The 12,282-nt window shown below is 32.1% G+C and carries 15 protein-coding genes; 7 read left to right on the forward strand and 8 right to left on the reverse strand.

The window, feature by feature from the left end:
- Together HOY35_RS12345 and HOY35_RS12350 are read right to left on the reverse strand one after the other, a co-directional pair.
- The coding region (locus HOY35_RS12345) for an ORF6C domain-containing protein (RefSeq protein WP_172285850.1) at nt 1-742 on the reverse strand (742 nt) is incomplete at its 3' end.
- A complete protein-coding gene (locus HOY35_RS12350) occupies nt 743-943 on the reverse strand; it encodes a helix-turn-helix domain-containing protein (protein ID WP_172214280.1) in 201 nt (66 codons plus the stop codon).
- 266 nt (nt 944-1,209) lie between these two features.
- Between HOY35_RS12350 and HOY35_RS12355 the strand changes: the two genes are divergently transcribed.
- The 4 genes from HOY35_RS12355 to HOY35_RS12370 all read left to right on the forward strand — a co-directional run bounded on the left by HOY35_RS12355 (nt 1,210) and on the right by HOY35_RS12370 (nt 3,730).
- The gene (locus HOY35_RS12355) at nt 1,210-1,545 is read left to right on the forward strand and encodes a helix-turn-helix domain-containing protein (RefSeq protein WP_172214282.1); all 336 of its coding nucleotides are present in this window, start codon (nt 1,210-1,212) and stop codon (nt 1,543-1,545) included.
- Between the two features lie 14 nt (nt 1,546-1,559).
- Nucleotides 1,560-1,967: a DUF6782 family putative metallopeptidase gene (locus HOY35_RS12360; protein ID WP_172214284.1), complete on the forward strand. Its 408-nt coding sequence runs from the start codon at nt 1,560-1,562 to the stop codon at nt 1,965-1,967.
- Nucleotides 1,968-1,969: 2 nt separating this feature from the next.
- Entirely contained in the window at nt 1,970-2,425 is a 456-nt protein-coding gene (locus tag HOY35_RS12365) for a hypothetical protein (RefSeq protein ID WP_249641555.1), read from the forward strand.
- A gap of 156 nt (nt 2,426-2,581) precedes the next feature.
- Nucleotides 2,582-3,730 carry a site-specific integrase gene (locus tag HOY35_RS12370; RefSeq protein WP_172214286.1) on the forward strand — a complete coding sequence of 383 codons (1,149 nt, stop codon included), beginning with the start codon at nt 2,582-2,584 and terminating at the stop codon, nt 3,728-3,730.
- On the opposite strand, the gene HOY35_RS12375 is transcribed toward HOY35_RS12370, so the two are convergent.
- Nucleotides 3,673-4,380: a YafY family protein gene (locus HOY35_RS12375; RefSeq protein WP_172214288.1), complete on the reverse strand. Its 708-nt coding sequence runs from the start codon at nt 4,378-4,380 to the stop codon at nt 3,673-3,675. The genes HOY35_RS12370 and HOY35_RS12375 overlap by 58 nt on opposite strands.
- A gap of 75 nt (nt 4,381-4,455) precedes the next feature.
- Here HOY35_RS12375 and HOY35_RS12380 point away from each other — a divergent pair, with 75 nt between their 5' ends.
- The gene (locus HOY35_RS12380) at nt 4,456-4,908 is read left to right on the forward strand and encodes a VOC family protein (protein ID WP_172214290.1); all 453 of its coding nucleotides are present in this window, start codon (nt 4,456-4,458) and stop codon (nt 4,906-4,908) included.
- Nucleotides 4,909-5,199: 291 nt separating this feature from the next.
- Here the strand turns inward: HOY35_RS12380 and HOY35_RS12385 are convergent, their stop codons facing one another.
- The 3 genes from HOY35_RS12385 to HOY35_RS12395 all read right to left on the reverse strand — a co-directional run bounded on the left by HOY35_RS12385 (nt 5,200) and on the right by HOY35_RS12395 (nt 8,124).
- Nucleotides 5,200-6,369, reverse strand: a complete 1,170-nt coding sequence (locus tag HOY35_RS12385; protein WP_172214292.1) for an aminotransferase class I/II-fold pyridoxal phosphate-dependent enzyme — start codon at nt 6,367-6,369, stop codon at nt 5,200-5,202.
- 185 nt (nt 6,370-6,554) lie between these two features.
- On the reverse strand, nt 6,555-7,754 hold the full coding sequence (locus HOY35_RS12390; RefSeq protein WP_172214294.1) for an MFS transporter: 1,200 nt from the start codon (nt 7,752-7,754) through the stop codon (nt 6,555-6,557).
- 31 nt (nt 7,755-7,785) lie between these two features.
- A complete protein-coding gene (locus tag HOY35_RS12395; protein WP_172214296.1) occupies nt 7,786-8,124 on the reverse strand; it encodes a hypothetical protein in 339 nt (112 codons plus the stop codon).
- A gap of 263 nt (nt 8,125-8,387) precedes the next feature.
- Between HOY35_RS12395 and HOY35_RS12400 the strand changes: the two genes are divergently transcribed.
- On the forward strand, nt 8,388-9,044 hold the full coding sequence (locus tag HOY35_RS12400; RefSeq protein ID WP_172214298.1) for a Crp/Fnr family transcriptional regulator: 657 nt from the start codon (nt 8,388-8,390) through the stop codon (nt 9,042-9,044).
- Nucleotides 9,045-9,133: 89 nt separating this feature from the next.
- Here HOY35_RS12400 and brnQ read toward each other — a convergent pair whose 3' ends face one another.
- A complete protein-coding gene (gene brnQ, locus HOY35_RS12405; protein WP_172214300.1) occupies nt 9,134-10,498 on the reverse strand; it encodes a branched-chain amino acid transport system II carrier protein in 1,365 nt (454 codons plus the stop codon).
- Nucleotides 10,499-10,740: 242 nt separating this feature from the next.
- Here brnQ and HOY35_RS12410 point away from each other — a divergent pair, with 242 nt between their 5' ends.
- The gene (locus tag HOY35_RS12410; protein WP_172214302.1) at nt 10,741-11,421 is read left to right on the forward strand and encodes a YoaK family protein; all 681 of its coding nucleotides are present in this window, start codon (nt 10,741-10,743) and stop codon (nt 11,419-11,421) included.
- Nucleotides 11,422-11,423: 2 nt separating this feature from the next.
- Here the strand turns inward: HOY35_RS12410 and HOY35_RS12415 are convergent, their stop codons facing one another.
- Nucleotides 11,424-12,254 (reverse strand): glycosyltransferase family 8 protein, encoded by an 831-nt coding sequence (locus HOY35_RS12415; RefSeq protein WP_172214336.1) that lies wholly within the window; start codon nt 12,252-12,254, stop codon nt 11,424-11,426.
- Nucleotides 12,255-12,282 lie beyond the last annotated feature (28 nt).

Below are 12,282 nucleotides of genomic sequence, written 5' to 3' on the forward strand. Positions count from 1 at the left end.
TAGTTACAGAGGACGGCTCCCAAGAATAGATAAACTCTAAAACACTTTGAAAATCTTTATCTTTAATCCGCCCACGATTAGGAACATTAAAAACTTGTTTCACACTAGAATTAAGGTCTTGATACAGCATACTGACTGCTTCTTTCCCTAAATGACGGTCATTAGCAAATTGATAAACTTTATTTCGAACATGGCGCCCGATTGTGCCTACATCCTCTGAAGTAATCAGCTTATTTTCTTCAAAGCTAGTAATACGGCTCTCGACATCATCTAAACGCTCATTTGTCTCCTCGTTCGCTTGTAATGCCAATAATGTTAAATCTCGTGTTGATTTAGGGATTTTGAATTCTTGTTCTTTTCTCATACTGAAATAGTTATCAACTAACTGATCATAAATTTCCCAAGCCTTATCATCTTCAAGAATTTTAAGCAGCTTCGCATAACCACGTTCGGATAAGAGATATAAATTTGGTGATTTTGCAATTTGCATTTTTGTAAATCCATAAGAACTTAAATTGTGGTCGTCCTGAACGGCTACTTTTAAATCAATGACATCTATCGACGGTTTAAACCTTAAAATATTCCTATTAATTAATTCATTGATATGTTTAACTTCTCGACCATGAATTTCTGCAATATCTTTAACTAACATTGCTTTTTTACCTTCTCCGAATCCCCCTTCAATTCCTGTAAATTGAATTGACCCGATTGTTTGCGTACCTGTTACTTTTAAATTATTCATTTAAACCTCCTTATCACTTTTTTCCATCAGTTCTTCCACTGAAACGTTGAAATAATCTGCAACTTTTTTTAAATTTTCCGCAGACGGTTTTGAGGTATTCCACTTTCCAATTACGCCATTAGATAAATTTAAATCTCGCTCTACTCGATAAATAGAAACTCCTTTTTTAAAAGCTAAATTTTTAACATTTTCGTACAGCATTTACATCCTCCTTTCAAATAATAGAGAGAAAGGTAATTTTTTACTCTAAACTATTGACAAATAATAGAGTGTAATCTATTATAAAGACATGTTAAACACTCGTTTATACAATTAGTGGTTGCATAAACGTTTTTTAATTTAGAATTGTCGTAATTTATTATCTTTCGTCTCTCACAAAACCAATGATAATAGATTGCACTCTATTTGTCAATAGTTTTTTATTTTTTTTTAGAGCCCGCTCTATTTTATTATTGGAAGGATTGAACATGAATACAAAAGAAATTATCAAAACCCTTGTAAACAATAGTCCAAACGTTGGTTCAATTGCAGAATTAGAAAGAAAACTTGATATTTCCAACGGAACTATAAACAAGTGGGATAAAAGCCAACCAACATTGATACCATTAAATAAAGTCGCAGATTATTTCAACGTTTCAGTGGATTATCTTTTAAACAGGAAAAGCAATGACAATGAATTTATTGATGTAAAAGATTTATTTAAAAAAGCTAATTCATTTAATGGTAAACCAATTAGTGACCATGATAAACTTGTAGCAAAACAATTACTCGATGCTTATTTTGAAAATAAGAAAGATGAGTAATAGGAGGGTAATATTTGGACATAAAGAAAAAAATTAGGGATCAAAATATTAATATCATTTATTCTGATTTATTTGAATGTGTTGGCTTCTTTGATCCCGAATCAAAAACTATCTTCATTAATCAAAATTTGATGGATCAAGAAACAGAAAATATATTGCTTCATGAATTTTACCATGCCATGAACCACTCTGATATGTATTATTACTATAACACTACACATTCAGGACGTTCTCAACTTGAATGTGAAGCAAATAGAGGAATGGTCAGAAGTAAACTTAGCATCTATATAGATGAATATGATAACGACGATATAAGTCTGTTTGATTGGCTAAAATTTGCTATTTGGGCGAGATTTGATACTACTTCTACTATGGAATGGTTAATTAAAGATGAATTTACAAGAATGATTGAAGGAGTTTAAAATTGAAAAAGATTAAATTATTAGGATTAATGGTAATTAGCATTGTATTATTGGGAGCTTGTTCAAGTAAAAGTGAAAGTAAATCAACTAATGATAGCAGCTATGATTATAATCAGACAAATAGCGAAGTCAAAGAAGCTAATAATAGCCAAAAAGCTGAATTTATTGTTTTAGCAAAAAAGGAAATAAAAAAATTATATCAAATAGATAATTTTGAAATCGATGATTCTAGTGATAATCTCAAAGTTAATATTATGCCAGATGATAAAAGCCAAGACGGCTCAGAAACATATAAAAATGTGTTTAGCGGCATAAGTAATTTCACGTATCAAGACAAAATTTATTCTTTTGATTTTATCTATTCTAAAACCGATGAAAATCATTACAAAGTTTTATACCTGTATAGTAACTATGATGCCAATAACAAAATAAGTGTTCCTTTAGATAGCGACAAATAAAAAAACACGTTCCAACCTACCAAGTCTCGAACGTGTTTGAAAAAATATCCTCTGAAAAGGATTATTTTTTGTACCCTAATTATATCAATTGAAAGGAGTGATGCCAATACTTTATCCTAACAAATTGCTTGCCGTGCGATTGGAAAGGATTAATTTATGAAAATAAAGAAAATAGTTTTAAAAAATGGAGAAACACGTTATCGATCCAGTGTTTTTCTAGGTAAAAATGAATTAACAGATAAAGACGTAAAGAAAACAATTACTGCAAAAACCGAAAAAGAATTGATTAGAAAAGTAAATGCTGCAATTGTTAAATTTGAAAGACATGGATCAATGAATGATTTTAGTGCTGAAACATTTGGTGACTTTTATAATCTTTGGTTTGAAAGTCATAAAGCTAATATTAAAGATAGTTCAATCTATTACATAAGTTCAATGTTTAATCTTCATGTACTGCCAATCTTAGAAAATATCAATATAAAAAAAGTGACACCAATTTTTATGCAAAACGTTGTAAATGGTTGGAATTCAACTGGTAAAAATATTTCTAGCTGGTTTATATATACTAAATTAGTATTTGAATTTGCAAGACGTATGAGAAAAATTGAATATAATCCAATGTCTGATATCTCAATGCCGAAAAAACATATAATAGAAAACTTAAAAGATAAATCATGGTCTAAAGAACAATTGTTAGCATTCTTCAATTTTATAAATGATAAAAAAAATTTATCGCCAAAATTTGATAATTTAACATTTATAACCGCAATACACTTAATCGCATATACTGGATTAAGAATTGGCGAAGCAAAAGCATTAAATTGGTCTGATGTCGATTTTAAAAATAAAACTTTACAAGTAACAAAAACTCTTAGCAGGGCTGGTAAAGATTTTATTATAAGTACGCCTAAAACTAGAACGAGTATACGTAGTATATATTTAGATGATTATACTATCAAAGTCTTAAAAAATTATCTTAATCAGCAAAGAAGGCACTTGTTGAAAATAGGAACTAACAGTAATAAAATTCTATTTACTAATGACGGCAACTCCTATATGTCATCATCAACTCTCAGAAAATTTAAAAATTTACAGATAAAAGCAGGGCTACCAGTAATTACTATACACGGTTTACGCCACACACATACTTCTATTGCTTTGGAAGCTGGTGCAAGTATTAAAGAAGTTCAAAATAGATTAGGCCATGCTAATTCTAGCATCACACTAGATATCTATACTCATGTCAATCAAAATATGCTGAAGCAAACAGGTGAAATATTTGCTGATTTCATTAAATCATCATAACTGCGTAAAATACTGCGTAAAAATAAAAAAAGCTGTTTTATTGGGTTATAAATCCCTTTAAAACAGTAATATTTTGAAAAATGTTGTTTAACAGCATCAAAAGCAATACAGTACCAATAGCCCTCCATCAATACCAATCGAGCTGGTATAATTCGTTTTTCAACACGACCATATCTGCAATAATGCATACTGATTAAATCATTTTTCAAAATACTGCTAAATAATTGACCTAGACTGCGAGTCGTTTCAATTTGGAGTACACCTTCATATTGCACACAATCAGTCATTTGCTGAATCTTTTTTTGCCGATCCTCTGGAAATGTATTTAATAATTTCTGATAAACATTGACATAAGCATCATCGAAGGGTGAATCCGTCAGTAATTTAAGTAATTGTAGCGCGTAAAAAATAGCAAATAGCTCATTTTCACTGAAATAAATCGGTGGTAATAATGCATTATGAATTACCTTATAGCCTCCATATCGACCATTCTCTGCGTAAAGCGGCACACCAAGTAGCTCTAAATCCTGAATATCCCTTAGCGCAGTACTCTTTGATATATCAAATGCGCTCATCAAATCTTTAAGCCGAAATGATTTATTTTCATTGATAAAAAACAATTCCTGTTGAATTCTTGCTGATTTTTTCATTTCTCCTCCAAAGGTGTCATAATTTGACACCATTTAGTTTTATAATAAGGTTAACACAAGAAAAGGAGAAGCACTATGAAAATCAAAGCATTTGCAATATTTTTAAGCCTAAATGGCAAAGCCGAAGCGGCAATTCAATTTTATCAAAAGGTGTTCAATGGCAAGCTACTTTTTAAAATTACTAATCAGGAATTTAAGCAAAAACTAAATCCTGAAATGGACATCCCAACAGGGCATGAACACTATATCTCCCATTCTGTTCTCCAAATTGGAGAAAGCCAATTACAAATTGCTGACAATCCAATTTATCAGCAAATGGCATTCCAAAAAGGAAACACCATTTCTTTAAGCGTATTAACCGATGATGTCGAATCAGCAGCAGCAATTTATCAGCAAATCATTCAATATCCAGATTCACAAATTATTCAGGCTCCGATTGAAAATGATTTCGCAGATTTTAGCGCAGCAATCATAGATCCATTCGGTGTCCTAATTCAGATAAATAAGGAAAAGCCTTTCGAGAACTAGCTAGAGGAAGTAAGATGAAAGCCAATCAAAATAAAGCGATTAAGCAATTAGTTGATTGACTTGATGGTCTCGATTTTTGAGCCGCTGCAATGCTAATGGACAATTATGGCAGCACTATGACCAATTTATAAATGGGTGCACATTAATACTGGTACCCCGTTTATAAATTTTAGAACTAAAATTAGGAATAAAAAAGCATTAATTGCTTAGCAAATGATAACGATGAGCATTAAGCAATCCAAATATAATAAATATTAAGCAATTAAAATTAAATAATATTCTTACAAGCCGTTAAGCTAAGGATTTAGCTTTAAATAAATCCTTAGCAGCAAAACGGTGCATCGCAGCTGCAATTTCATCATCTGATACCATCAAACTCAATCGAATATAACCCTCTCCACCTTCCCCAAAGAAGTTACCCGGCATAACAGCAACGTGCGCCTCGGACAATAACAAATCTGCAAATTCCTCAGACGTATAACCCTTAGGTACAGGCTGCCAGACATATAACGCACCCTTTGGCACATTCATCTCAACGCCTAATTTTTCAAAGCCAGCTTGGTAAATATTAAGCCGCTTTCGATATAATTCTAATTGTTGCTTCGGAAAAGCTTGATTGCTTAACAATGCACTCACCGCTGCATCAGAAACCGCACCAAAAATCATCGAATAGTATTGCGCATGATAACGTTTAATGGCCGCAATAATTTCTGCATTGCCAGCAACAAAGCCAAAGCGCCAGCCAGCCATATTATAAACTTTAGAAGTCGAAAAAATTTCTACGCCCACCTCTTTGGCACCAGATGCCTGTAAAAAACTGCATTGTTGCGCTTCAAAGCCAATATTTGAATAGGCAAAATCATGAACCACTGAAAAATTATCACTTTGAGCCGCTGTTATGATATCTGAAAAATATTTTTTGGGCGCAATGGCACCGGTTGGATTACTAGGATAGTTTAACAAAAGCAAATCAGTATCCGCTGGAATTTCATCAACCTTTAATAAAAAATTATTTTCTGCCGCCACTTTAATTGGTGTAAAATCACCCTCTGCTAAATGTGTTGCCGCTTCATAGGTTGGATAATATGGATCACTAACAACAACCTTTTGCCCTGGATCAATTAAGCTATTAATTGTAGCAACTAAGCCCACAACAGCACCATGTACCGCAATAATTTCTGTTTCCGGGTCTAATTCAACCTGATAGTTATCTAAATAAAACTTGGCGATGGCCTTCAATGCCGACTGCTTACCACTAAACGCTGTATAACCCTGATTTTCCTTTATCTCGACAGATTGATGCAATGCATCAATAATAAAATCAGGGGTTCTACCATCCGGATTACCTTTACCAAGGTTAATTAAGTCCTTAGCACCGCTTTTAAGCAATTTCGCTATTTTATCATCAATTCGTTCAAATTTATTCTGGGGTAACGTTAAAACTCGATTTGCAATGTGCATTTAGCTTCCTTTCATAAAAACATCTCAATAATGCTTCATACTACATCATTTTCTGATTATTTTAAAGGTAACAGCTATATTAATAATTTATCAATTGATTTATTCTAACTATATTTATAATATAAAAAAACAGATCAAACATCACCTGAGCGACTGATCTGATTTTGTAAAATTAATCATAATAACTATTTTGCTAATTGTTGAATACCCGCCTGTTCCTCATGATAAACAAATTTATAGAGGACAATACAAATAATCGGTAAAATGCCAGCTACTAGGTAAATTTCTTGGAATGATAAGAAGCTTCTTAATTCACCGAGGATATACGGACCTACACCTAAGCCTAAATCCAAGCCAATAAAATACGTTGAAAGCGCAATCCCAATTCGATGATTATCTGTCACTGTTTTTAAGCAAACTGCTTGCCCGTTTGACATAAATGTACCATAGCCAAGCCCAATTAATCCACCAGAGACCAATAGCATCCAACCACTATTAGTAATACTTAATAAAAAGAGACCACCAGTTAAAAATAAATAGCTTGGATACATCACATATTTCTCACCATAGGCATCAAAAATCTTACCAGAAAATGGACGGGTAAAGGTGATTACTAGAGCATAAACAACAAAAAAGAAAGAACTAACGACAACTAAATTAATTACCTTAACATAAGACGATAAAAATGCAAGCACACTTGAATAGGATAGCCCCATTAAAAATGCCATACTAGCGATAAAAATAACTTTTTTTTCAATAAAGCTATCAAAGGTCCATTGATTTAAGGTTGCACGATGTTCCTTGGAAAGCTGAATATTTTTAACTGGAAAGATAAAGCAAGCAATTGTTGTCAAAAATACTAAAATAATTGAAAAAATAATAATAAATCGAAAATCAGTATAGTTTAATAAAATCATACCAATAAATGGCCCGATAGCTGCTGCCAGACTCGTACTTAAGCCATAATAATTTATCCCTTCTCCATGACGTGATTTTGGAATATATGCCGTCACAATAGCATTAGTTGCTGTTGAAACCGTACCATAGCCAAAACCATTTAATAACCGAACTAAATAAAGCATCGAAATTGTAGGAATATAAAGATAGGCAATTGTCGTAATTAAATAAAATAATGCACCATATCTTAAAATTGCTTTTCTACCAATTAATTCCAATTTTTTACCAATAAGCAAGCGTGCAAGTAAGGTACCGATAATATAAATGCCAGAAGCCAGTCCTGCTTGTCCTAGTGACGCATGCAAATTATTTTGTGCGATAACGGCCATGATAACCATCAATAAATAATAAACTAAATATACAATAAAATTAATTATTGTAATTGAAATAAAACCTCGATTAAATAATTTTTCTTTGCTATTATCCAATGCCTTATAAGCTCCTTAATTTTTAATACAATTATGCAATCGTCCGTCGTTCTGCTTTGCGGATTTCTTTTTGGGGATTAAAATGACAAATTTTATCATTCATTTGATGTAATTCCTCAATTTTACTTTCAATATCATGATAGTTTGACGGATAACGATCAACTAGCTCACTAATAAACAAGTCTCGAACTTCCATAAAGTATTCCAAGAAATGAGATACTAATTCATTTTCATCCGTTTCAAATTTCATTTCAAGGATTAGTAAATTTTGATATGCATCATTTAGAAAAATTAATGATTCATCTCGATCAAAACGTACTCGGTAAGCTGAATCTAGTCTTTCAATCATTGCATTTGTCCAATTTTTCATTTTCTGCCTCACTTTTCTTTTTTCAATAAAAATTACTACAGGAGCAAGCATAAACCTCTTTAGAAAAGAAAAAATGCTAAATTGTACATCATTTTTTAATATAATAAATTAAAACTACAAATTTTATTAACATTTGTAGTTGTTTTATCGTTCATAACTAGATTAAATAGTAGAGTATATTAAAATCAATTTATGATAAAATTAGCTTAATCAACAGCTAAATAAATTAGCTCAGAAATCATTTTAAAGAGAGGAATTACCAAATGGAAAATAGAGCGTTAAAAGAATACTTAAACACTCATTCTTTTCCTGTTATTGTTAAAAAAAGAAAAAAATATCTAACCTATGAGGGACTTCAAGATTGTTATGTCTATATCTTAAAAAAGGGCATTATCAAAACGAGTGTCATCTCAAGAGATGGCCGAGAATTCAATTTACAATATATTAATAATCTTGAAATTGTTTCTTTGGTTAAAGACGAGTATTCACACTTTATAGATGCCCCCTTTAATATCCGAATCGAATCTGAATATGCAGAGCTATATCAAATTGAAAGAACACAATTTTGGAATGATATCAACCAAAATATCGAATTGCAAAATTATGTGAAGGATTATTACCGAATCCTATTGATGCACTCAATGAAAAAAATGCAACAAATGCTAACTAATGGTAAGTTTGGTGCAGTTTGTACACAAATTTTCGAGCTATATGATCAATTTGGCATCTCTAGCAAAGATGGCATTTTAATTGATTTTGTTGTCACAAATGAAGAAATTGCGCATTTTTGTGGTATCACGTCAGCAAGCAGTGTCAATCGAATGATGCAGCAGCTGAAAGATATGGGTGCAATCAAAATGAAGGATCGGAAAATGATCATAAAGAATCTTGAAATTATTAAAGAACATATTATATTCTAATTTTTAATCAGCCTACCTTCATCTATAAATAACAAAAAAACCGAAGACTATTAGCTTCGGTTTTTTATGATATAAGTTTATAAAAATGGCTATGCTAGCTTTTGTTTTTTGGTCATATCACCTTTGGCAGCGGCTAAAATAATTCCTAAGAAAAAGCCAAGTGTTGCGGGTGTCAGCCAGCCCAAGCCAATTTCAAAGAATGGTAAATAATCACGAGCAGCAGCTAAAATAAGATGCACCAATCCAATACCTTTAATAAAATCGGGGCTGGCAGCAAGACCGTCCAAAATAGCTGCAACCAGTGTAAAATAAGTTGTCATTTGAAAAACAATTGCTTGATGCCTAAATAACGGACTAATAATAGACAATATGATTAAAGTAATCGCTAAAGGATAAATAAACATCAGCACAGGTAAGGAAAAGCTAATTATTTTAGTTAAACCAAAATTGGCAAAGATAGCTGGTAAAATACTTGAAATTGCTATAAAGAATGCATAAGAGCGCTTTGGAAATAATGTGGCAAAGGTTTCAGAAAAAGCTGATATCAAACCAATAGCCGTTTTTAAACAGGCTAAAATCACAATAATAGCAAGCAAAATACTACCGATATTGCCTAAATAATGATTGGCGATTTGAGCAAGTGCAATCCCTCCATTTTCACTAATCGTAAATTGACCCAGACTCATCGCGCCAACATAAGAAAGTAAGGTATAAATAATTCCCATCACAATAATACTGATTGAGCCAGATAAAATTGTATCCTTAGCGATGCTTGAAGTTTTTTCAACCCCCATGTTCTTAATCGTCGTCACAATAATGATACCAAACGCTAGAGATGCCAACGCATCTAATGTATTGTAGCCATTTGTAAAGCCCGTAATAAAAGCATGTGATTGATAATTCACTGAAACATGAGCAGTGGCAATATCACCCATTGGACGAACAAAAGCAAAAATCAATAAAATACCAAGTAATCCTAAAAATAACGGATTTAAAAATTTACCAACATAATCTAGCAGCTTGCTCGGTTTTCTTGAAAGAAACCAAGCTAGACCAAAAAAAAGAATGCTAAAAAAGAATAAAAAGAACGCATTAAGTGATTCGGGAACAAATGTTGCTAAACCAATTTCATAAGAAGTCGTTGCTAGACGAGGTAGAGCGAAGAAAGGTCCTATTACCAAATACAATAAAACTGTAAAAATCAGGGCATAACGACGATTAATACTTGCCGCAAGCTCAAATAAACCATTGCAACGTGAAACGCCAATTGCAATAATACCCAAAAAAGGTAGTCCAATCCCAGTAGTTAAAAAGCCCAGATTTGCTAAAAATATGTTACCCCCAGCCTCCTGTCCCATATGAACTGGAAAAATTAGATTACCTGCACCAAAAAATAAACCAAATAACATTGAACCAACATATAAATACTGCTTAAAAGAAAGCTTTTTCTCCATCGATAACCTCGCTAATAAAATTTTATTAAATCATTTATCCTAACAATTTAATAAGTATATAAAAACACCATCTTTGATTATATAAAAAAATTTTATTTGATGATAGAGATAAAATTAACCACTTTTCATAACCTACAATTAGGTATACAATAATAACGTCTATTTTCACTTCAAATAGCAACCCTAAAAGCTTCCCCCAACAAATAGCCGAAGCTAATTACAAAGAAATGAGCTGTTAATTAATGAAAATCAATTTTCACGAAAATCGTTTAGTCGGTTTACTACTAACCTTTATCGGAGGTATGTTGGATAGCTATACCTATATCCACTATGGTGCTTTCGCCTCTGCTCAAACCGGCAATTTAATTTTAGCTATCATTGAAGCCTATGACCACAATTGGGAATCCGTTGGTAAAAAATTACTATCAACTGCTTTTTTCTTTATTGGAATTATGCTTGCCAAATTTATGATTGATTACTTCAACAAAAAAAAATTCCATTTTTGGCGACTCGCTTTACTCTATCTTCAGGCACTCATTTTTTTCATTCTAAACCTCAGTCTCTTACAGCTACATCCATCAATCGTTACGATAATTATCGCTTTTACTGCAGCGATTCAATGGACCTCCTTTGATAAAATCAACGGATTAGCTTATACCAATCTCTTTACAACAGGTAATTTAAAAGGGCTTGCTAGTAATCTATACGATTATTTAAAAACAAAAGATAATAACTTTAAAGAACGCAGCATTCATTTTTTAAGCGTCGTTATCGTTTTTATTCTAGGTGTCATCGTTTCAGTCTATCTCTATCATCAATATGGTCGACATATGATTATCTCAATTTCCGGTCTCTTTTTATGCTTAGCTATATCTCAAACTATTCTAATCCTGCGCTTTTTTCGAGAGGCAAGACGCTTTTAAATTTATAAACTAAGAGTTTCCATCTTATGATAGTAATGCTTATATAAAATACCATAACGGCCGCGATATTGCTTTTGCCAGGGCTTCCCTTTACCACAAAAATGTAATAAAACTGTATGATTAATCACCCAATTTGAATGCCACTCTCCCATGCTGAGTGTTTCATAGGTTGCATTCTTCCTCGCATCAAAATTATAAAGCTGATCTGGTAGGGCCAAAATTGCCTCAGCATAAAGACCATTTAAAATATCCTGATCTGGCAATAATAGATTATATTTATTATTTTCAATAAACTGAAAAATATCGGCTGGTAAAACCTCTGTCCGTGCACGTTTCAAATTAATTAATAAAACACCCGAATTATAATAATTTTCAGATTCATACGATTTTAAACGAACCTTATTAATCACATTTGTCATATTCGTTAAATTACTATGACTGCAGGCTGCGTATAGATATTCACCAATCTCAGTTTGATAAAGCGGTAATAAATCATTGATGCACAAAATATCAGCGTCTAAATATAAAATTTTATCCAGATTTAAAGGTAAATATTTCTGAGCAATTAAGCGATAATAAATCGTTTCTGGATAGCGCTTAGAAATTGGCGCATTGGCAAAAAGAAGATCATTACCAATCACAATTGGATAATAATTTACCCCAATTGTTTGACAATAATCAGTCAGTGACTCGGATTGCTCTAATCTATTTTTTTGCAAAACATAGACATTAATCGAACAATGCCGCGTATTTTGGACAATTGATAAAAGAGTTGTCTTTAATTGATTAATAAAGTGAGAATCAATTGAGAACAAGAGATTTAAATCCACTATATACACACCTTTCAATTCATTTATAACT

The organism is Enterococcus sp. MMGLQ5-1, from assembly GCF_013155265.1.
In the GTDB taxonomy this organism is placed as follows: domain Bacteria; phylum Bacillota; class Bacilli; order Lactobacillales; family Streptococcaceae; genus MMGLQ5-1.

Bases quoted from the DNA above. Each gene is read 5' to 3' on its own strand.
- HOY35_RS12350 (WP_172214280.1), bottom strand. From the start codon at position 943: ATGCTGTACGAAAATGTTAAAAATTTAGCTTTTAAAAAAGGAGTTTCT.
- HOY35_RS12355 (WP_172214282.1), top strand. From the start codon at position 1,210: ATGAATACAAAAGAAATTATCAAAACCCTTGTAAACAATAGTCCAAAC.
- HOY35_RS12370 (WP_172214286.1), top strand. From the start codon at position 2,582: ATGAAAATAAAGAAAATAGTTTTAAAAAATGGAGAAACACGTTATCGA.
- HOY35_RS12375 (WP_172214288.1), bottom strand. From the start codon at position 4,380: ATGAAAAAATCAGCAAGAATTCAACAGGAATTGTTTTTTATCAATGAA.
- HOY35_RS12380 (WP_172214290.1), top strand. From the start codon at position 4,456: ATGAAAATCAAAGCATTTGCAATATTTTTAAGCCTAAATGGCAAAGCC.
- HOY35_RS12385 (WP_172214292.1), bottom strand. From the start codon at position 6,369: ATGCACATTGCAAATCGAGTTTTAACGTTACCCCAGAATAAATTTGAA.
- HOY35_RS12395 (WP_172214296.1), bottom strand. From the start codon at position 8,124: ATGAAAAATTGGACAAATGCAATGATTGAAAGACTAGATTCAGCTTAC.
- HOY35_RS12400 (WP_172214298.1), top strand. From the start codon at position 8,388: ATGGAAAATAGAGCGTTAAAAGAATACTTAAACACTCATTCTTTTCCT.
- brnQ (WP_172214300.1), bottom strand. From the start codon at position 10,498: ATGGAGAAAAAGCTTTCTTTTAAGCAGTATTTATATGTTGGTTCAATG.
- HOY35_RS12410 (WP_172214302.1), top strand. From the start codon at position 10,741: ATGAAAATCAATTTTCACGAAAATCGTTTAGTCGGTTTACTACTAACC.